The organism is Sulfobacillus thermosulfidooxidans DSM 9293, assembly GCF_900176145.1.
Lineage (GTDB): Bacteria > Bacillota > Sulfobacillia > Sulfobacillales > Sulfobacillaceae > Sulfobacillus > Sulfobacillus thermosulfidooxidans.
Genome location: NZ_FWWY01000001.1, coordinates 1,680,455 through 1,699,714, shown reverse-complemented (window position 1 = coordinate 1,699,714; position 19,260 = coordinate 1,680,455). Strand labels below are relative to the sequence as shown.

Below are 19,260 nucleotides of genomic sequence, written 5' to 3'. Positions count from 1 at the left end.
GCCTCAGGCTGTATTTGGCCTTCTCATCATTTTGTTGTTGTCTTGGGTCGATTTGTGTAGTTTGATGGTTTTATGACAAAACGGGGGAGATTTCGAAATGGCTCATATGCCATAAAGATTGAAGGCTTACGTGTCGTGCGTTCGAATGGATATAGACAGTAGGAGGGTTTGGTTTATTGCTCACGCAAAAAAAGTCTTTACAGTGGACATGGCTGATTCTTATCGCACTTTACATTCTTAGTGCGCCCTTTGAAGGCTATTTGGTTATTCCAGGATTTCATGGTCATTCTCTCGTGTCCTTGTTGCAACGCCTTCTCTTAATACCACTACCTGTCATCACACTCTATACCATTATCCAATATAAAGATTACCGGTCAATCTGGCCCCTTGGCATCATTACCGCATGGCTAATTTGGGTGCTCATGACCTTTCTCGTATTCAGTCCCCACACCTATTATTATCTGTATTATACGTGGGAACAAATTGCCGGCTTCTTGTTGATTTTAAGTTTTTGGTATCTTGCTCGTTTCCCCACCTTTTCGCGTTTGACGACTATCAGCAGTTTATTGATTTATTATGTCGTCACCTTGATCGTGAGTTTTTGGGAAATTCGCACCGCCCATCATTTAGGACACTCCAGCGAAGGAGGGCTTCATCCCCAACCCATTCCTACTGCGTTTTTTTATGGACCCAATCACCTAGGCGCGGCTTTAGCTCTCATGTTTCCGTTTGTTCTCTTTCTCTTTTTATTAAAACCCTCGGCGCGGTCCATTGTCTTGAGTGTGATCATTTCCCTGGGAGGACTCTATGTTCTATATAAGACGGGAAGTCGCGGCGGAGAACTCGCGTTGTTCATGGAATTTTTCGGTCTTGTGATCATTTTGCCACGCAGGTATAAACCCTATGCGCTGATCAGTCTAGGTGTTTTGATGGCGGTATTCGTGGCCGGTTTGTGGTATGTCACGCATCTTCCTGCACAAGACAAATTACCTTTTGCTCTAGAGAAGTTTCGTCATCTGGCCCATTTATTCCATCCGACTTTTCATAAAGTGACACCAACACAGGGGCCAGGTTCGTTACAAATCCGTCTCGCCCTGTTAGAAAGCGGATACCATGCCTTATTGCATCATCCTTGGGGTTTAGGTCCTCGGGGAGCCGAGCGGTATTATTTATATTATGTTCACCACAAAAGTCCCTATAACACCTATGGCGTCATCGATGCCCATAACATGTGGTTAGAAATCGCTATCGATTTCGGCTGGTTAGGAATTGGTCTTTACATCATTTTTTATAGCATGCTCTTACGAGGGCTCTACCGCTTGCGCCAACATCCGGATCCTGTTTTGCGATATCTCTCCTGGGCAGGGTTTATTTCCTTAATAGGCTTTTTGATTGGATCCGTATCACCCTCTAGTGTGATGATTGGTTTCAACATTATGTGGATCGTCTATGGGATGGCCATCATGGCCATGTATCAAGGAACTCTGTCACAAAACACATCGCGTTTAAGTTTTCAAAAGCGCCTGCCATAAAACTGAGAAAGAGAAGACTCGCCAGTGCACCTAGGCGGCTCTTCTCTTTCTCATCCACAACCTATAAGCTGATCCCATTTTTCTGTTTCTGGTCATGCCCTCACAATGCCCTTACAATGCTTTCAAAAATTCACGGACGTATTGTTCAATGAGATCACGATCGGGACCTTGCCAAATTTTTTGTGCATGACGGCCGCCAGAAATCTGCTTGAGCATTTTGGGTTCGGGCGCTTCCCGGTAAACCGCCAAAGTCTGATCGTGCATCATTTCACTCTCACTAACGATAAACAGTTTGGGAATATTGCCTAGGCGGCTTGCGACCTCATCAGACACTGCCACGGTCGACCAGGTAATGACGGCACGAAATTGGTTAGGATTTAATGCGACCGCCCGAAGGACACCGCCCCCGCCACGCGAGGCCCCTAAAGCCACGGACGGATGCCCTTTGGCTTCTAGTTCTTTCGCCACGGCAATGACATCATATTCAATCGCGTCGACGCCCTCTTGGCCCACCGTCGAACGACCATATCCCCGGAAATTGGGAATAGCAACCGTGTAGCCTTCTTCACGCAACGTTTGTCCGTATTCGACAAAACTGTCCCGGTCAAAAGCTTTGCCGTGACATAAAATAACGGCCAAGGGTCCTGCAGGTAAAAAATATGTTTCAATCTCTGCTCCATCTGAGGTTTTAGCAATAAACTCTTCCATTGAAAATACACCCCCCAATAACTTCTAATTTTAGCACACGATGGATGTCGATGTGCTATGGCATCATGCACTGGCCATTTCTGTCTCAATGCGCCAACAACACAACGAAGCAGCTCCGTGGTGGCGGGGAGCTGCTTCGTTATGGAAGCTGGGTTATTCGGTTACATCAAACCATTCACGCATCACGTCAAACCATTCTTCCAATTTTTCTTCGGTCTCTTGGCGTGTTTCCTCTTCCATATCGAGCACCTCCCTAAGTCTGAAGTCCGTTGGCTGTAGTTTTATTGTGTGCCTCAAGTCTTCAGGCGGCTACGCTCTCGCCGCGAATGGTGCAAAATTAACAGTGAATGGTTTTCTTAGCTCCATGAAGTGCATACAGAGCAAACAGCCTCCATAAAAGCCCTATCATCCTCCCACTCTAGCGCGCAATTCGGAACGGATTTTGGCCATCACCTTATCAGCCCATGTAAGTTCCTGACCCCATCCCATCAATAGGAAATGACCCGCGATACTCACTCCCCGCTGCCATGACCATGACCGAAGAGGACTTTGTCCTTCCCAAATCACCTGATTCATATGCCTTATCACCTGGGTCGCAACCCATTTTTGATTGGATCGTCGTGCCATGTCGAGCCCATAGATCCATCCCATATCGATACTCCATCTCAGCAAAATACCGGTCAAAAGAGGAATCCCAATCACTGGCGCCAAAGGGCCGCTTAGGGTACTGACACCCATTTCTGCGGTAATGCACCACCGGTAATGCTGGCGCATTTGACTGGCACACATTTCCCGTAATGTCAAAGGAATGCTGAGCACATCGTCAATATGCGCCACGGAATATCCCGCTTGCTCATAAAAATTCCACAAATCATAGGGTCGGGACCGGGCTACAACTGTAGCGACAATCTTGTCCCGATACATTTGGGGATTTTGCGTGATAAGTCCCCATGCCGAAAAACGTGCAGGCATACCAATCCCCCTTTTCGTGTTACGATACGGGTAGACGATCCGAAAGGTGAGAACATTCTCAAGGGAGAACAAAAAGGAGGAAATCATGGGTTTTGGTCCAAGTACAGGCGATCCCCAAAGTGGCGTTAAAGCGGTAATTGATCTTATTGATCTTTTATACCCAGAACGAAGCACACCTTCGTTAAAACGGTGGCTAGAAGCCATTTGTGAACCGTTACTTACGGCCCACGCACCGCTAGCCTTTGACACCATTGCCCGATTTTTGTCCCAGCAGGACTTTCGCCAGTATATTTTGGCTCAACCCGGTATTGCAGGTCACTGGCAGACACTGTGGTATGCCTACGAAGGTTCTATCGATCCCGAAAAGCTCGATCCTGATTTAGCATGGCTCATCCACGACAGGCTTGCAGTCCTAGAAGAAAGCGCTCGGGACATGGATAATCCACCTTCCCAATCAAATTCCTAAGGGGACCCCATTATTCGGACAGCGTCTGCAAACAACTGACCAAGGCATTAACATCATCGGGAATATTAAATAAACCCAAAGCTACCCGAATGCCTTGGTAATCGGGCACCGATTTCACGACAACATTGTGTTCCCATAATTTTTCTGCCAAATGGGCCCCCAATTTTTTCGATCGTACGGTGACTAACGCCGTCAGACGATAATCGGACTGGGGCGGCATCACCACTTCAAAGGCATCAAGATGGCCTACAGCCTGCACTAGTTGTTGTGCAAGTCCTAATTGGTAGCGGCTTTGATGGGCAAATCCCTCTTCTTCAAAATAGTCCCAGGTTATCGACCATCCCACAACCCGGGGCCAAGCCCGGCTCCCGAACTCTAATCCTTGGCCGTTATCCAAATCTAACGGCCAGACGCCATGTTCCAAATCTTTGGGATTAAACACATGATCATCAATAGGCCACATGGTTGCTAATTCACCTAACCGGGTGGTCCGAACCCATAATCCCGCCCATCCTGGCGGCGCCATCATCCATTTATGTCCACAAAACACATAGAAGTCAGCCCCGGTATTAAAAGGATTTATCAAAATATTTCCCAAAGCCTGAGCTCCATCCACCAAAAACCGTGTTCGCGGATACTGATGAATAATCGGTGCCAGCTTTTCCACCGGAAGTTGCCATCCCGTTAAATAAGAAACATGACTCATGGCGACAAGTCGGGTCTTTGGCGTGAGGAGACGTTGTAACTGGTCTTGGAGCGAATCAGCACTATCCACCGTCATCACTTTAACCTTAATCCCAAATCGGCGTATTAATGAGGCTAAACTGAAAAGCATGGCAGGGTGTTCGTGATCGGTGGTAATGACTTCGTCCCCTCTCTCCCATGGTAATCCCCACATCACTCGCAAAATGGCTTCACTATTGTTTTCCACCAGGCTTACCGTACCCCTAGGCATGTAATGCTCTATCCGCTTAGCAAACTGACGCGCTTTTTCCCGCGCTTCTAAATAGTAGGGAACATGGCCGGGACCGATTTCTTCCCATTCCAATTCAGCCGCACAAGCCGCGGCGGAGGCAGGTGTGGGAGTCGGACCAAGCGTTGCGGTATTCAAGTAGGTTTGTCGTAACGCCGCGGGAATCAATAATCGCAAGTCATATCCAAACACGCTAATCCTCCGTTCCCTACTCGTTATTCTAAAACCACGGGCACCGTAACTTGACCCGCTTTAGGCGTACTCACCGTGAGCGCCACTGTGCTGTGAGGGCTCGCTTGGATGACCCATTCCAGTTGTACCCGATTTGATGCCGGAGGTTCTCCCGCATCTAAACTGCCATACCCGCTTAAATGCCCTAAATATTGGGGCGATTGCCCAGCAATGATTTGATAATTCCCGTCAAGACGTGCGGTTAGTCCCTGGTTACGTTTCATCGTGCGTCCTTTTTGCGTGCTTGAGGTCGGTAAAAAGCCTTGGTTCGTGACTAAAGCGACAATCCGGAAAATATCGTTCCCCGTTTTTCGACCGCCAGTTTCGAAATGGCCAACTGGGGCGTGCTCAACCCCAAAGTGGTGAGAAAACGTCCGACGCGCTCACACTCTTCCTCCAAAAACATTGGCGGTGGGTTTTGAATCACAAATTTGGGATCAATGCCCCCAATTTCTACCGGACCTAAATCCGGATGGTTAAATGGTGTCCATGCAAAAAATGCTTCCGAACCAATTTTTTCATCGATAAAGGCCATAATTTTGCGCATATCGTCTTCTTTTTCGCTATCCGTTAATTTCATCAAACCTTGTACACCATATTCGGCATATCCCCGTGCCCCAGCATGACGAGGCAAGTCCCAAATTTCGACTGTGAAACTTAAAACGCCTTGATGATCATACATCCAGTCATCAGCTGCGCCCGGCATCAACACGTCATCGTGGCCATTATGAAAGGTTTCATAATTGGACTTGGCAAAATATCCGCTCACTTGCGCTCCCTCATAAGCAACCCGGGTAAAGAGCATCCGGTCCTCCAGTGACAAGACCGTATCGGGTCCTGTCGACGGTTGCCGCAAGATCACGCCGCCCGAGGTATGAAGCGCCGCATACCCTGCAATATTGGGATGGTCGATGACAAATTGGGCTAAAGCATACAGTTCAGGTTCAGAAAGGGGAAAGGGTCCTGCCCCCTTTTGCTTGTCTTCTCCGGCCCAGCGGATCGGGAAGTTCCGGTTAAAATCCATTGCATTAGGAACGGTGAGATTTAAGCGGCCTCCCATCAAGTCTTTGCCCTGATGCTCCGCAGGCAGCACGCGTCCTTCGGGAAAGACATGGTAATATTGACCGCCAAATTCGCCAGGGCGGCGCCTGCGCATAATCCGAGGATCTTTGTCATCCACGGCAAATGCCCCATCATCCGCCGGCATCCGTATCGTTAAAATGTGCCCATTATGGTCAATATCGTCTAATATCCATCCCGGTAATACTTCCGAATACGGATAAAGATGAGGACTAGAACGCATCCGAAGCGGGGTCGTTAAATATTCTTCGGCTCCATCCACCGCAATTCGGGGAATCACATACACAGTACGGGTATCGAGAAGCCAGGTGATGGCGGGGGATTTCCCGTAGTTCTCTAAGAGAGTGGCCATCCAGTGCATAGCTACCGCATTTCCAGCCACTTCACCCGCATGAATATTAGCATCCACCAGCACTGCAGGTTTCCTCTTTGCTTCTTTGACCGGCGATGATATGGTTACGGCCCACAAATCCCGGCCCATCCGGCTTTTCCCGATGGCTTCGAGCGCAAAAAGATTAGCATACTGTTCTTGCCACTGCTGCAGGGTTTCTGTCATTAACGCATAGGTATAGTAACGTGCTGCACTCATCCATGTTGCCTCCCGGTTTTTCATTAAACAAACATGCGCTGTAACAACTGGCCAATTTTCACGGTTCCCTCAAATAATCCAGCGCACCTTCGAATGCCGTCATCATGATTCGTGATGTCTATGTTAGTTCGATTTTGACAAGCAAAATTCCTTTAATTTTTTCAGGGATTTACACTTTGCTTGACGTCAAATCCGATTTTCGTCATCATGGACCATAGTGATGGAATGAGGCGAAATAACAATGATACGTATAGGATGCCATTTGAGTGTGGCCAAAGGATTTGTCAAAGCAGTGGATAACGCGCCGAAGTTGGGCGCCACATGTTTTCAATATTTCACAAAGAACCCGCGGGGATTTCGAGGTGCAAAACCTCTCAATGTCGTCGATGCTGAAGAGGGACGTACCCGCATGCAGGAGTTGAACTTGGTGACGGTAGGACATACGCCCTATCTCATTAACCTGGCGACTCCTGATGAAGAACTGTTTCAGTTGTCTGTGGACGCCTTAGTCCAAGATTTAGTGATTGGAGAAGCGCGGGGATCCTACGGCGTAATCGTCCATTGCGGCAAACCCAAGGATAAAGGTCTAGACTGGGGTATTACCCGTATGCAAGAAGCCCTCGCTCGGGTCTTAGAGAGAAATAAGACGGAGCACGTGATGATTTTGTTAGAAAACACGGCGGGACAAGGATCGGAAATTGGAACGACGATTGAACAGTTATTAGCCATAGCGGATCCATTCCCCAAAGACAAAGTGGGATTTTGCTTGGATACCCAGCATGCTTTTGCTGCAGGCATTCTCTCTTCGGAAAACATCGGGGATTTTGAAGGATTTCGACACCCCGAATTTATGGATGGACTAAAAGCCATTCATTTAAATGACAGTAAAGTGCCTTTTGGTGCCAAAAAGGACCGCCATGAGTTAATTGGGCAGGGATTTATGGGGATCAATATGATCCAGGCGATTTTAAACGAACCCCGTTTGCATTCGATACCATTTTTCTTGGAAACCCCTGTCGAATCTGAAGCACAGTATGCGGACGAAATTCGCACGTGTCGCGAACTGCTGGGAAGTGACAAACAATGGGCGACGTAGTCGAAATATCTACGCAGGTATCTTCATTTAATGGGGGAATCCCGTAACATATGGCAGCGCGGATCATATATAATCCCACAGCCGGTAATGGCAGAGCGGTTCACGTATTAGAAAGTGTTAAACCGTTTCTCGAGAAATTCGATGTGGAAATTGTTGAAACACAGGGCCCAGGTCATGCCACCCAACTGGCCCAAGAAGTTGCAGATATTGAAGACATGACGGTCGTATCTTTAGGAGGAGATGGGACACATCACGAAGTGATTAATGGCTTGATGCCCTCGGGTAAAGCCATCTTTAGTGTCATTCCTGCGGGCACGGGCAATGACTTTGTTCGCATGCTGAGATATCCCAAAGCACTCGATCAAATGGTAGATACCGCCCTTAGGGGACCCCATCAATGGTTCGACTTAGGTCATATTGATGGCCAGTATTTTCTTACCGTGGCCGGTGCCGGATTTGACGCCGAAGTCGCGGGTTGGGTCAATCAGCGCAAGAAGCAAGGAAATGGGACATGGGTTTTCATCCGAGGGATTTTATATAATGCCTTTGGCTATCGTCCGCAACCGATGACGGTAACCTTGCAAGAAGCAACGCGATCGCAAAATACGTTTATGATTGCGATTGGGAACACGCAATATTATGCCGGAGGAATGAAAATCTGCCCGGAAGCGAATCCCCATGACGGAGAATTCCAAGTGGTATGGATTGAAGGGATTAGTCCATGGCAAGTATTTCCACTATTAGCGCGCGTTTTTCGGGGCAGCCATGTCAGCCGCAAAGTGGTTAAGACCTTTCCTGCCGCCTCTTTGACCTTGGAAGGGCCCAAAGCGTTGTGGGTCCATGCCGATGGAGAATTGATTGGTCACTTACCGGTCACGGTGAAAACCGTCCCCAAGGCGATTCGGGTCCGTGTCGGTTCGATGGAACAAGACGCGCCATAAAATTTTCAAGCGTATGAACAGAAAGGCAGAATAATGGATGATGTCTTGGCCTCTTGATACCACACCGTTTTTATGGGGCGTGGCGACATCAAGTCATCAAGTAGAAGGCAACAACCATAACGATTGGACACAATGGGAAGAACAGGGCCATGTTCCCGAGAAATCGGGAAGAGCATGTCTTCATTACGAAAAATATCCTGAGGATCTTAATCTGTTTGCCGAGCTGGGCATCAATGCGTACCGCTATTCAATAGAATGGAGCCGCATTGAGCCAGAACCCGGATATTTTGATCAGAACGCTTTAAATCATTACCGGACAATGACTGAAGCCGTCATGAGGCACCAGATGGAGCCCATGGTTACATTGCATCACTTTACGTTGCCCTTATGGTTTGCCGAGCAGGGAGGTTTTTTTCATCCTGAGGCGCCACAGATATTTGCCCGGTATGTGAAACAGGTGGTCAGCGCACTAGGCGATTTAGTCCGGTTTTATATCACCATCAATGAACCCATGGTCTATGCCGTAATGGGTTACGGTAATGGACAATGGCCGCCTGGCCATAAAAATCTCAAAGAAGTGTGGCAAATCGGCCCCCGCCTTCTCGCTTGTCACAATGCCGCTTATCACCAAATCAAACAGCAACGACCAAATACCATGGTGGGTCTTGCCCATCATCTCTTGGCCTTTGAACCCTATAACAGTCGCTCCCGGCTCGATCGTTACAATGCCCGTCTTCTTCATTCCTTGTTTAATGGCCGCTTTATTCAGTGGACCAAGCATACCGCTGATTTTATCGGGATTAATTACTATACCCGGCAGTATGCACGTTTTCGTCAATTTCTCACCCCGGTTCCGCATAAACCGGACCAAATTCTTACCGACATGGGCTGGGAAATTTATCCCGAGGGTCTAGAAAAATTATTGGTCGCGATGAAGCGCTATGACAAGCCTCTTATCATTACGGAAAACGGGATTGCTACGAATGATGATCGGCTACGGCAGCAATTTCTCAAAGATCATATCGCAGCCGTAGGCCGTGCCCAAAATCAGGGGGCTATTGTCCGCGGCTATTTTTACTGGGCCGGACTCGATAATTTTGAGTGGGCCGAAGGCTATAGACCCCGGTTTGGTCTTATTCATGTGGATTATGCCACGCAACAACGCACGCTTAAAGACAGTGCTCTGTTATACCGCCGCATCATTTCAGCCAACCAAGGCCGGTGGCCCATTAGCGTACCACCAGAACCGGAACCACCGGTTTCTGATCTTTGAAACAGCGAGCATAGCTTGCTTCATCCAAAGCTTGTGATTTAAAAAGGCGCTCCAACCATTCAGCACTGAGGGCAGGACGAAACTGAACGGCCTTTTGAAAGACGCTGGAGAGTTGTTGTTGGGTATCTTGAGGCATGCTGAGTTCCGAGATGGCAATGCGTAAAGCAACCAGAGCCTCTTGATCAGAAACCACAGCTTCTGAAGCCGCTTGGTCTAACAAGCCATGGTCATCTAATACCTGCAGGGCTTCCTCATAATCGATGCGCCCATTACGTTGTTGAAGACGTAATTCCACTTCACCGACCCGGATGGGAAAAGCATTAGGTGGCCAATCCTGTAGCGTCTTTAAAAGTTCTTGGCGAATGACGTGCTCTTCCGTTTCTAGTTGTCTGATTTCCCGGCGGATGGTCGCAAGACGCACGATAACCTGAGCCATATTGGCACTCACAGCATAATCTGGTGAGCCCATAATCTCCCCCCTGACAAAATTGCCTGTTGTCCTATAAATAAGTCACAGGAAGAGATTTAGACCAAAAAAATGCTGGTCCACCGGCTATTTTCTTGAAATCTGGCTCTTTCTTAACGTGAGTTCCACGATGGCCATGAGAATAATTGAGAGCATCATGTTGCCATCATGGTTCGTTGCAAGATGTGTGATCAACCTTTTCTCAGAATTTTAGTAGGATCTAATACAAAGGGCCCATCGCGAATAACGCGCAGCATGACAGGCTCCCCAGGTTTTAACACCACACTTCGTTCGCCATCCAAAGCTAACGAACCGCCCTCTTTACGGCTCCACGTCACCGTTTGTCCTAATGCTAAGGGTTCAGCTTGTTGAACATAAAATGGCGTCATTAGACCTGGCGCCATCACGGCTAAGGTGGCTTGTCCCGGTGGGCCTCCTCGCAAAGTCACTTGAAGCGCGACATCGTCACCCGGAAAAACAGGATAAAGAAATCCCCCCACATTAGACAACCCCGGTCGAACCGGATCCGCCACGGTCAAGAGCAGACGTTCCACATCCTCAGCATGCCAAACGGCCAAAGCTCCCGTATAAGCCTGACGCACAAGCGCCACATCAATTAATGCCAGCTCTTCATGACCACTTTCCAGCTGCACATGAATCAATTTGGCTTGAAATCCGACGTCCAGCGGATCATCGCCCCGTGCTAGATATAGTGCGCACGCGTAACCGGCCGCGGTTTGATCTCCAGTCCAGCAAGCGACGTTATTAGTTCCACCCGCAATCGGCAAGATGGGAATCCGGAGTTGGGCCTGGGCAATGTTCCGTTGCGTACCATCCCCTCCCACACTCACTATAACCCGTGCTCCCGCCTGCTCAAGACGTTTAGCCCAATCAATTGTCGATGCCCCGTTACTCGGCTCTTTTTCCCCCGCAATGAGTTTCACAGGCAAGAGGTCGTTCAATTCATGTAGAGCATACCGCCCAAATCCTTCATAATCATCAATCATCATCACTTCGGTATCCGGGATTCCAGACATCCCAGAAAATAATCGCCGGACCACTAACATTTTTTCGGGTGCCGACTGCAAAGACGCGGCAGCCACTAAGCGCCTGATATCACGTCCAGCCATCGGATTAATAATTAGGCCAATTGTGGGCATTCACCATTCACCTTATTGTTTTTCGGTCGATGCCGGGGGAATTAACTTATTGAGCAACGCAATCAATTGATCTTGCTCATCTGCGCTGAGTTTGGCATCGGCCTCTTGAGCTAAAAATTTGACATGTTCCGCACGTTCTAACGACAACAAGCGGATCCCTTCATCAGACAAACGCAACCACACTAGTCGCCGATCCTGCGGATCACGTTCTTTACACAACAATCCTTTTTGCACTAACGCATCGACAGCTCGCGTGGCGGTCGGCGCAGACACCTGTAGATGTTTAGCCATATCCATAAGCGTCAAGGTTCGGCGATCTCTAATCAAATACAAAATGTGATATTGCGTTGGCGTAATATGCCATGGCGCGCGATCACGCGCAAATTGACGTGCCATCATGCGCAAAACGCGAAATGCGGCATCAAACAATGCTTCTGCCTTTTCCTGGTCCACCGTCTTCTCCTCTCCACGGGATATGACAAGCATACCATCAAAGATCGCTACTCGGGTAGACTCAGTTTCACTCAGTTTCACTCAGTTTCACTCAGTTTCACTCAGTTTCACAGGAAGGGAATTTTCGCACATCAAAAACCTTTTAGGCTGAACACGATCTTGTGTTTGAACAGGCGAAAAGGGTCTTGGAATGCGACACTCAGCAGCTCCTAGATCCCTTCTTCGCCTAGTTTTCGACTTCGAACCTTAATGGGCGAGTTTCGAGGTTGGCCCTGGTTTCAGAATGTTTAACACAGTTTTCTTGTAATGCAAGAAATCCGAAGACAGCGTAACGTCCCACTGACGAGGTCTTCCCAGATTAATCGGAATATCCGCGGCAATCTTGCCAGGCCGTGGCGTCATCACCACCACCCGGTCAGCTAATACAATCGCCTCCTCGACATCATGCGTAATGAAGAGAACTGTGGGTTTAAGCCGCTCCCACAGGGATAACAAAAAGCGTTGCATATCGGCTCGGGTTTGGGCATCCAAGGCGCCAAACGGTTCATCCATCAAAAGAATTTGCGGTTCCGTGATCAAGGCCCGAGCGATAGCTGCCCGTTGTTGCATGCCTCCTGAAAGTTGGTAGGGAAAATGCTGTTCAAATCCAGACAATCCGACCGTATCGATAATGGCCTGAACTTTTGGGACATGAGAAGATTTTTTCCCTTCGCGAATCGTTAGTCCCAAGGCCACATTGTCGTAAACATTCATCCAAGGAAACAAAGACGGTTGCTGAAACACGACTACCCGTTCTGGCCCCGGTTTATCCACGACCGTGCCGTCTACTAAAATCTCTCCTTGGCTCGGTTGTTCAAACCCAGCCATCATATTAAGAATCGTCGTTTTTCCGCATCCCGAAGGACCGACAATACAGACAAATTGGCCAGGACATAATGACAAGTCCACATGATCCACCGCTAAAACAGCTTGCCCACCTTTTTTAGTCGGTGGATAGAATTTCGTCACATTGTGAAGTTCTATCACCCGTAAATGCTCCTTTATGAACTTTATTGATCACAGAGATGACATCGTTTAGGATCCCGTTTTAAGAGAATGATTGTAAACCGTTTGGCAAAAAGAAGGGTCAACATACTGGCTCATATTCGCCGGGACAGTACTGATTTGTCCCGTCTGTTTCAGCCACGTTGCTGCCGACGTTAACGATTTTGTGACCAAAGAATCGGCCACCGTACTGGGAGTCCCCAATCTTCGCAGGGTTAATTCCTGGGACAATGTCGTAAAGTGTAAGCCTTGCGCTTGCGCTTTCGCATCGGCAGCCGAAATCCCATTCAACTTCCCAATATCTTGGAATGACTTATGGGGATGGGCATAGAAGAATTTGACCCCAGCTTCTTCTGCCTGAATAAATTGATCCACCAATTGAGGATACTTGCTGGCAAAATGCGAATTGACAACTGCCAAATTAAAAATCGGGGCTTGATTGACCTGGTTTTGATCGTAAATGAGGATATGACCGTGATCTTGCTGCATTTCGTTCAAAAAGGGTGCCCACACATACGCTGCTTCAATTTGGTTGGTTTTCCACGCGGCCACCATATTGGGAGGAGCCATGTTATCAATATGGACGGAAGATACGGGAATGTGGTGCATTTCAAGAGCAGTATCCAGTTCAAACGGTGAGGTCGAGCCTTGCACCAGAGCCACCGTTTTCCCTTCTAAATCTTTGAGGGACCGAATATGAGAGCCATTTTTAACGACGAGTCCTTCGGCAGTGGTGTAGCGTTCCATTGCCCATATCACTTTCAAGGGCACGCCGCGGGCAATCGCAGAGGCTGTCGGCGGATTACCTAAGGTAGTCATGAAGTCTAGCGACCCAGACGCTAAGGATGTCAGGGCTTCGGGCCCTGATGAAAAATATTTCAAGACGACATGTGCATGCATATATTTTTGAAAGAAATTCTGCTCAATCGCCACCGACTCAGGGTCTGGAGCATTTTCATAGCCGATGGTCACCGTCGGTTCTTGTGTAGCAGCTGTGGCACTGCCGCACCCAGCTAACCCCACTAGGAAAGGTAGAGCGAAGGCTCCCATCATTAAAGATCGCCATGATTTCTTGGTTCGCATGAATACACGCACAAAACATCCTCCTTTGGTATTGTTATGGGTGTTAGGCGCCTAAGTCGTCATCATTACGGCAGTAGACGCCTGCTTCAGTAAGGGTAAAACCGTCACGTTATCCTTTCTCAGGGAGAAAGGTGGCATAAGATCTACAAGCGTGGCGATTTAAAGCCATGGCAGGCCATGCCTTGTTTAAGACAACAATCCTTAATCTTTATGCTTTCCCTTTCCACGGTGTGACTCGGTGTTCAATACGGCGGATAACGAGTTCCATCCCGTAACCGAGAAGACCAATGATAACAATGCCAACAAAAACCACCCCGATTTGCAGCTCATTACCTGCCGATTCAATCATCCAGCCCAGTCCCTTGGACGCTGCAATCATTTCGGCAGCGACAAGACAGGTCCACGCAATCCCGATGCCGACACGCATACCCGTAAAAATTTCCGGGAGTGCCGATGGCAAAATCACATAGCGGAACAGCTGTCTTTTGTTGGCTCCAAGGCATTGGGCTGCCCGGATGCGGGTCTCTTGAGCACTTTTCACACCGCTCATGGCGCTAATGATGATAATGGGGATCGTGCAGAAAAAAATCAGGATCACTTTCGAGGTTTCACCAATGCCAAACCAGACAATCATCACAGGAATATAGGCAAGCGGGGGAATAGGACGCAGGAATTGTAATAACGGGTCAATGGCTAAAAATACCCAGTCTGAAGACGCCATCCAAAATCCAATGGGAATCCCAACAACAACGGCCGCTAAAAATCCTGCAGTAATCCGCCCCAGGCTATATAAAGTGCTCGTTAATAAGGGAACACCGCTATAACCGATTGTGGCAACCGAAATGAAATCATGAAAGACAGAGCCGGGCGAGGGGAGCGCTGTGGATGAAACCCAGTGAAGAGCGGAAATTAACCACCATACCAAAATGACCATGACAGCCACTAACCAGGGAACATAACCTTTATATGGTTTTTTTTGCATCGCCCACGTCATGGCTTCTGGATTTTGATTCACCACGACATTTTTCTGTTCCTCATCAGGCGTCACCCATGAATAACCCATAAAGCGTACCTCCTTAAAAACTGAGCTTCTCATCTCCTATCAATCGAAAAATCACCAAATCGATAAAAAAACCGGGACAAGCCCGGGCAACTGTCCAAGCTTTCCATGCCGACGAGGTAAGCTGACGGGCTAGGGCGGAAAGCTGCCCCCTTACGTACGCCCCGAAAATTGGGTCCCCCGTTCGTGTTTGCACACGATTTGGCGATTAATTCAATTGATTCCACTAAGCCCTAGCGTACTATATGTACAAAGGACTGTGAGTGTTCCTTTTCAGCCTAACATGAGTTCGGTGTTCAGGGCAATTTTGTATATCATTGACAAATTTGCGCGGGCGCAATAAATTCTCCCCATGACTTCGGAATTTCAGTAAGATAAATAGCGCCTAGTCCATTGTTCTCAATTATTTCTCACAGGAGGTTTTCTGTTGCCCGCATACGCTGATGTATTATTGGTCCGGCATGGTGAAAGTGAAGCGAATGCAGCAGGTCGCTTTGCATGCCGCACATGGGACCCGCCTTTGACCGCCTCTGGTTCTCTAGAGGCTGAGCGACTCGCACGACAATTGCTCAATGCGCCCGTTCGCTATATTGTCACAAGCCCTTTGTTACGCGCCAGGCAAACCATTGCACCCTTGGCACGAATACTTCACATTGATCCCGTCGTCTTGGAAGACTTGGCAGAAGTTGATTTAGGACAGTGGGATGGTCACCGACTGAAAGATTTGGAAAACGCCAATTCACCGGCTTTCCAGGCCTGGCGACAAGATCCCGAGAGCAATCCCCCTCCAGGCGGAGAAAGTATCATGACCGTGGGCCAGCGTGTGCTGACCGCGCTCTCGCAGTTCCTTCAAACCTGTGAGCCCAGCACCTTAACCGTAGCAGCAACCCACGCCGATTGTATTAAAGGGGCCCTGCTCGTCATTTTAGACGCCCATGGACCCGCTGCCCGTCATATTTGGGTACCGAATACCGGGCAATTGCTGCTGCGGTGGTTTGATAACGGACGCTGGGTCCTCATTTTCTCCCCGCTGTGTAATGCTCGAGAAGAAGGATGTGACTTAGATTAACCACCACCATGGACCCCACTCTTATTTATAATGGGTCCTCTATAGTACATCATGATGGTTTAAAGGCAGATCCCAAAGCAAGCGGTGCATTAATTCCGCTGTTTTAATCATGTCCTGATCTTTAGGCCGTGCCCAAAAATATAAAGAAGGCTGTCCCGCGGTGTGATACACTTCAATCCATTTTTTCGCTGCCAAGCGTTCAAGAATCGGGGTAACAATGTGGGGTTCGAGACGGGCATCCCCACAGATGGTCCCGACCGTCACTGCTCGGCGCCGATACCATAAGGACCACAATACGCGTTCAGTAAAGTCGTCGATGTCTTTAGGATAATCCATCGTTACAACCTCCTTAGATGTGCCTCGTTTGGAAAATGCCTCCACTTGTTCTACAATATTCCCGAAATTTACAAATTGAGTCCTAACCGACTTTTTTCCTTGTCAATGAGAGCACATCATCATACACTCTCATTATGGCAAAGGTCCTGGACGGAAACATTGTGTAATTTCATCAAGAGTAATCAGTCTAAAAGGAGAAACATGTTGAACCGTTTTGCAAGAGCCCTAAAGCTATTCGGGCTCGGTCTTAGCCTTAGTCTCTTGGCGGGCTGTGGACAAACTGTAACCCACGCCAAGGCGGCCAAAATCCATACGATTACGATAACGGATGATACCGGACGCACCGTCATTCTCACGCATAAGGCTACCCGCATCGTCACCATTGCGCCTAGTAATACCGAAATTGCTTTAGATTTGGGACTCAAAAACGAGATTGTGGGAACTGACACCATGACATTTGAGTATGCGCCGCCTCCATGGGAAAGCGAATTGAAAGGACTCCATAATATAGGTTCGTCTTTCCCCTCCATCAATATCAAGCAAATCGTGGCGACGAAGCCCAATTTGGTGCTCGCAATCCCCGGCATTAAAGGACTATCCGCCCTTCAACACTTTCACATTCCGGTTATCATTTTAAGCCCGCAAAATATAAACGGCGTGTATCACGATATCCAAATTGTTGGAATAGCCACTGGGAGAACACAACAAGCCAAAACGTTGATTTCCCAGTTAAAAACCGAATTAACGACTCTTCAGCACCTTGTGCGCAAAAATACCCATCATACTCCTACAGTCTTTTTGGATTTAGGACAGCTATATTCTGCGGGGCCCAATAGCTATTTGAACAATCTCATTACAATGGCCGGAGGGAAGAATATTGCTGATCAATTTGCTCACACGGCCTATCCTGTACTCACACCGAAGCAAATTGTCAAGGCCAATCCTGAGGACATCATTTATGATCCGACTGATGCGACAGCCCATGTTATTGCCACTTTACCGGGATTTTCCCATGTTCGGGCAGTTAAAGACAATCATATTCTGGCCATGCCCGAGCCGTCTTATATTGATGAACCCTCACCCGCCATTGCCATGGGATTGGCAGAATTAATCCATCTGCTCCATCCTCATGTGATCTTGCCCCATGATCTCCTCAAGGATTTTTAAACAGGATGGCGTTCTTCTTTTACTCGTGCTAGCATTCGTTATACATCGCAGTTATGGTTGGTCGGCGTGCTTAATAGAACAACAACCTTTATCAAGTCGCTTGCGAATCCTTGGAATCAGCATCGACAATGCTACGCTTGCGAACGGCGACTTCGACCAACGCGGCGGAAGCATCCTGTATAGTCAACGTTGATGCAACAGTCATAAGCGGTTCAACTTCGAACACTATTAACTTTGGTACAGGTGCCACCACTGACCATTAACGTTCCAACGTGGTCCCAATAACAATGCAGCTAACCAAATTCAAACTCATCTTGGTTCCTTTACGAGTTTAAGTTTGGGTCTTTCTAATATCAACGTTGTAGGAACAACCAATGCTCAGAAGGCTATAACCCTCGCAAATAATGCGCTATCCATGTTGACAAATGCGCAAGGCCAAATTGGTGCACAGTAAGACCAATTGAATTACACGATTCAGAATCTGAACACAGAAAATACCAATTTGCAGGCGGCTAAATCAACAATTATGGACGCCAATATGTCGCAGGTCATGAGTAATTTTTCACGAGAACAAATTCTGCAACAAACGGGACTCCAGGCTCTGGCTTCAGCTAACCAGCTCCCCGGACTCGTTTTGAAATTACTCGGCTAAGGCATTACGACAACATCCCGCTCAGATCACGTCTGAGCGGGATATTTTGTTTTTTAAAAAGAGCTAGAACAACGGCTCAAAATCGCGGCCCGCGACTAAGCGATAAGAAGGATATTGTGTGATCAAGCCCCCATTAAGCGGTCTCTTCGCTGGCAACTGAAACGATTCGGTGCTCACGGGTTCCACTAAATCTGGAGAATAGCCAAAGGCCTTGGCAATGCGCTGAGTCAACTCATATCGCGTTAAGCGCTCAGGCCCGACAATATGTAAAATGCCTTCAAATCCGTCTTGCAGTGCTTTCCATGCCATATTCACTAAGCCATCACTAGGAGTCGGTGTATTCCATTGATCTGTCACCGCTTTAACAGAACGTCCCATTTTCAGTTCAGATAACACCCGGTAGACAAAATTTCTGGCATTATCATCGCGGCTGTAAATCCAAGCTGGCCGGATAATAAGGCTATGCGGTACGTGCGTCAACAAGTACTGTTCCATCTCCACCTTGTGCTGACCATAGACCTGAATGGGATGCACGGGGTCCTTTTCTTGATACGGTCCATTCACCCCGTCAAAAACGTAGTCCGTAGAAAAAAAGACAAGACGGGCGCCCTGTTTTGACGCCAGTTCAGCCACCATCTCAGGAGCACGAACATTTTGTTCGTAGCTCAACTCAGGATTGTCTTCACAGAAGTCCACATTCGCCATAGCGGCAGGAATCCACACAACATCCGGCTTAACAGCGGACAGCAGGGACTTAACAGCCTCTTTATCACGCATATCTAATGATACGTAACCCGAATGGGGATGACGATAATAGGTGCCTATAACGTCTTCCCTAACCTGATCTAATTTTTGATAGAGGTACGTCCCCACTTGACCCGAGGCTCCAATAATCACATGTTTCATTTA

21 protein-coding genes and 1 riboswitch are annotated in these 19,260 nt (G+C 48.1%); of the genes, 8 read left to right on the top strand and 13 right to left on the bottom strand.

Annotated features, from left to right (window positions below; translation table 11 throughout):
- Window positions 1-176 precede the first annotated feature (176 nt).
- Window positions 177-1,532 carry an O-antigen ligase family protein gene (locus B8987_RS08530; RefSeq protein WP_084661254.1) on the top strand — a complete coding sequence of 452 codons (1,356 nt, stop codon included), beginning with the start codon at window positions 177-179 and terminating at the stop codon, window positions 1,530-1,532.
- 111 nt (window positions 1,533-1,643) lie between these two features.
- On the opposite strand, the gene B8987_RS08525 is transcribed toward B8987_RS08530, so the two are convergent.
- Window positions 1,644-2,240 carry an alpha/beta hydrolase family protein gene (locus B8987_RS08525; RefSeq protein ID WP_084661253.1) on the bottom strand — a complete coding sequence of 199 codons (597 nt, stop codon included), beginning with the start codon at window positions 2,238-2,240 and terminating at the stop codon, window positions 1,644-1,646.
- A gap of 405 nt (window positions 2,241-2,645) precedes the next feature.
- Window positions 2,646-3,212, bottom strand: a complete 567-nt coding sequence (locus tag B8987_RS08520) for a hypothetical protein (protein ID WP_084661252.1) — start codon at window positions 3,210-3,212, stop codon at window positions 2,646-2,648.
- An 85-nt stretch (window positions 3,213-3,297) separates the two neighbouring features.
- Here B8987_RS08520 and B8987_RS08515 point away from each other — a divergent pair, with 85 nt between their 5' ends.
- Window positions 3,298-3,678: a hypothetical protein gene (locus tag B8987_RS08515; RefSeq protein WP_084661251.1), complete on the top strand. Its 381-nt coding sequence runs from the start codon at window positions 3,298-3,300 to the stop codon at window positions 3,676-3,678.
- 10 nt (window positions 3,679-3,688) lie between these two features.
- Here the strand turns inward: B8987_RS08515 and B8987_RS08510 are convergent, their stop codons facing one another.
- From B8987_RS08510 to B8987_RS08505, 3 genes are read right to left on the bottom strand one after another with little or no spacing between them, the layout of a single operon-like run.
- On the bottom strand, window positions 3,689-4,843 hold the full coding sequence (locus B8987_RS08510) for an aminotransferase class V-fold PLP-dependent enzyme (RefSeq protein WP_084661250.1): 1,155 nt from the start codon (window positions 4,841-4,843) through the stop codon (window positions 3,689-3,691).
- A 23-nt stretch (window positions 4,844-4,866) separates the two neighbouring features.
- Entirely contained in the window at window positions 4,867-5,106 is a 240-nt protein-coding gene (locus B8987_RS19855; protein ID WP_207651511.1) for a hypothetical protein, read from the bottom strand.
- 50 nt (window positions 5,107-5,156) lie between these two features.
- Window positions 5,157-6,551 carry a M14 family metallopeptidase gene (locus B8987_RS08505; protein ID WP_207651510.1) on the bottom strand — a complete coding sequence of 465 codons (1,395 nt, stop codon included), beginning with the start codon at window positions 6,549-6,551 and terminating at the stop codon, window positions 5,157-5,159.
- A gap of 241 nt (window positions 6,552-6,792) precedes the next feature.
- Between B8987_RS08505 and B8987_RS08500 the strand changes: the two genes are divergently transcribed.
- The 3 genes from B8987_RS08500 to B8987_RS08490 are packed head-to-tail and all read left to right on the top strand — an operon-like array spanning window position 6,793 to window position 9,861.
- Window positions 6,793-7,647: a deoxyribonuclease IV gene (locus B8987_RS08500; RefSeq protein ID WP_176213200.1), complete on the top strand. Its 855-nt coding sequence runs from the start codon at window positions 6,793-6,795 to the stop codon at window positions 7,645-7,647.
- A 50-nt stretch (window positions 7,648-7,697) separates the two neighbouring features.
- Entirely contained in the window at window positions 7,698-8,588 is an 891-nt protein-coding gene (locus B8987_RS08495) for a diacylglycerol/lipid kinase family protein (protein WP_084661249.1), read from the top strand.
- Between the two features lie 37 nt (window positions 8,589-8,625).
- Window positions 8,626-9,861 carry a glycoside hydrolase family 1 protein gene (locus tag B8987_RS08490; RefSeq protein WP_084661248.1) on the top strand — a complete coding sequence of 412 codons (1,236 nt, stop codon included), beginning with the start codon at window positions 8,626-8,628 and terminating at the stop codon, window positions 9,859-9,861.
- Here the strand turns inward: B8987_RS08490 and B8987_RS08485 are convergent.
- From B8987_RS08485 to B8987_RS08460, 6 genes are all read right to left on the bottom strand, one after another.
- On the bottom strand, window positions 9,818-10,330 hold the full coding sequence (locus B8987_RS08485; protein WP_084661247.1) for a hypothetical protein: 513 nt from the start codon (window positions 10,328-10,330) through the stop codon (window positions 9,818-9,820). The genes B8987_RS08490 and B8987_RS08485 overlap by 44 nt on opposite strands.
- A 188-nt stretch (window positions 10,331-10,518) precedes the next feature.
- Window positions 10,519-11,487, bottom strand: a complete 969-nt coding sequence (locus B8987_RS08480; protein ID WP_084661246.1) for an NAD(+)/NADH kinase — start codon at window positions 11,485-11,487, stop codon at window positions 10,519-10,521.
- 12 nt (window positions 11,488-11,499) lie between these two features.
- Window positions 11,500-11,940 carry a MarR family winged helix-turn-helix transcriptional regulator gene (locus tag B8987_RS08475; RefSeq protein WP_176213199.1) on the bottom strand — a complete coding sequence of 147 codons (441 nt, stop codon included), beginning with the start codon at window positions 11,938-11,940 and terminating at the stop codon, window positions 11,500-11,502.
- A 246-nt stretch (window positions 11,941-12,186) separates the two neighbouring features.
- The gene (locus B8987_RS08470; RefSeq protein ID WP_084661244.1) at window positions 12,187-12,966 is read right to left on the bottom strand and encodes an ABC transporter ATP-binding protein; all 780 of its coding nucleotides are present in this window, start codon (window positions 12,964-12,966) and stop codon (window positions 12,187-12,189) included.
- Between the two features lie 48 nt (window positions 12,967-13,014).
- Complete coding sequence (locus tag B8987_RS08465) at window positions 13,015-14,079, bottom strand: taurine ABC transporter substrate-binding protein (protein WP_176213198.1); 1,065 nt, start codon at window positions 14,077-14,079, stop codon at window positions 13,015-13,017.
- Window positions 14,080-14,275: 196 nt separating this feature from the next.
- The gene (locus tag B8987_RS08460) at window positions 14,276-15,130 is read right to left on the bottom strand and encodes an ABC transporter permease (protein WP_084661243.1); all 855 of its coding nucleotides are present in this window, start codon (window positions 15,128-15,130) and stop codon (window positions 14,276-14,278) included.
- A 90-nt stretch (window positions 15,131-15,220) separates the two neighbouring features.
- A riboswitch (cyclic di-AMP (ydaO/yuaA leader) is annotated at window positions 15,221-15,344 on the bottom strand.
- A gap of 210 nt (window positions 15,345-15,554) precedes the next feature.
- On the opposite strand from B8987_RS08460, the gene B8987_RS08455 reads away from it, so the two are divergent.
- Window positions 15,555-16,196, top strand: coding sequence for a histidine phosphatase family protein (locus tag B8987_RS08455; protein ID WP_084661242.1), 642 nt, complete (start codon window positions 15,555-15,557; stop codon window positions 16,194-16,196).
- A gap of 39 nt (window positions 16,197-16,235) precedes the next feature.
- Here the strand turns inward: B8987_RS08455 and B8987_RS08450 are convergent, their stop codons facing one another.
- The gene (locus B8987_RS08450) at window positions 16,236-16,532 is read right to left on the bottom strand and encodes a hypothetical protein (RefSeq protein WP_020375662.1); all 297 of its coding nucleotides are present in this window, start codon (window positions 16,530-16,532) and stop codon (window positions 16,236-16,238) included.
- A 201-nt stretch (window positions 16,533-16,733) separates the two neighbouring features.
- On the opposite strand from B8987_RS08450, the gene B8987_RS08445 reads away from it, so the two are divergent.
- Both B8987_RS08445 and B8987_RS19985 read left to right on the top strand, forming a co-directional pair.
- A complete protein-coding gene (locus B8987_RS08445; RefSeq protein WP_176213197.1) occupies window positions 16,734-17,699 on the top strand; it encodes an ABC transporter substrate-binding protein in 966 nt (321 codons plus the stop codon).
- Between the two features lie 460 nt (window positions 17,700-18,159).
- On the top strand, window positions 18,160-18,351 hold the full coding sequence (locus B8987_RS19985; protein ID WP_084661240.1) for a flagellin: 192 nt from the start codon (window positions 18,160-18,162) through the stop codon (window positions 18,349-18,351).
- A gap of 63 nt (window positions 18,352-18,414) precedes the next feature.
- Here B8987_RS19985 and B8987_RS08435 read toward each other — a convergent pair whose 3' ends face one another.
- On the bottom strand, window positions 18,415-19,257 hold the full coding sequence (locus tag B8987_RS08435; protein ID WP_084661239.1) for an SDR family oxidoreductase: 843 nt from the start codon (window positions 19,255-19,257) through the stop codon (window positions 18,415-18,417).
- Window positions 19,258-19,260 lie beyond the last annotated feature (3 nt).

Coding starts and splice junctions, on each gene's coding strand:
- B8987_RS08525 (WP_084661253.1), bottom strand. CDS start 2,240: ATGGAAGAGTTTATTGCTAAAACCTCAGATGGAGCAGAGATTGAAACA.
- B8987_RS08520 (WP_084661252.1), bottom strand. CDS start 3,212: ATGCCTGCACGTTTTTCGGCATGGGGACTTATCACGCAAAATCCCCAA.
- B8987_RS08515 (WP_084661251.1), top strand. CDS start 3,298: ATGGGTTTTGGTCCAAGTACAGGCGATCCCCAAAGTGGCGTTAAAGCG.
- B8987_RS19855 (WP_207651511.1), bottom strand. CDS start 5,106: ATGAAACGTAACCAGGGACTAACCGCACGTCTTGACGGGAATTATCAA.
- B8987_RS08505 (WP_207651510.1), bottom strand. CDS start 6,551: ATGAGTGCAGCACGTTACTATACCTATGCGTTAATGACAGAAACCCTG.
- B8987_RS08500 (WP_176213200.1), top strand. CDS start 6,793: ATGATACGTATAGGATGCCATTTGAGTGTGGCCAAAGGATTTGTCAAA.
- B8987_RS08495 (WP_084661249.1), top strand. CDS start 7,698: ATGGCAGCGCGGATCATATATAATCCCACAGCCGGTAATGGCAGAGCG.
- B8987_RS08490 (WP_084661248.1), top strand. CDS start 8,626: ATGATGTCTTGGCCTCTTGATACCACACCGTTTTTATGGGGCGTGGCG.
- B8987_RS08485 (WP_084661247.1), bottom strand. CDS start 10,330: ATGGGCTCACCAGATTATGCTGTGAGTGCCAATATGGCTCAGGTTATC.
- B8987_RS08480 (WP_084661246.1), bottom strand. CDS start 11,487: ATGCCCACAATTGGCCTAATTATTAATCCGATGGCTGGACGTGATATC.
- B8987_RS08460 (WP_084661243.1), bottom strand. CDS start 15,130: ATGGGTTATTCATGGGTGACGCCTGATGAGGAACAGAAAAATGTCGTG.
- B8987_RS08450 (WP_020375662.1), bottom strand. CDS start 16,532: ATGGATTATCCTAAAGACATCGACGACTTTACTGAACGCGTATTGTGG.
- B8987_RS08445 (WP_176213197.1), top strand. CDS start 16,734: ATGTTGAACCGTTTTGCAAGAGCCCTAAAGCTATTCGGGCTCGGTCTT.
- B8987_RS08435 (WP_084661239.1), bottom strand. CDS start 19,257: ATGAAACATGTGATTATTGGAGCCTCGGGTCAAGTGGGGACGTACCTC.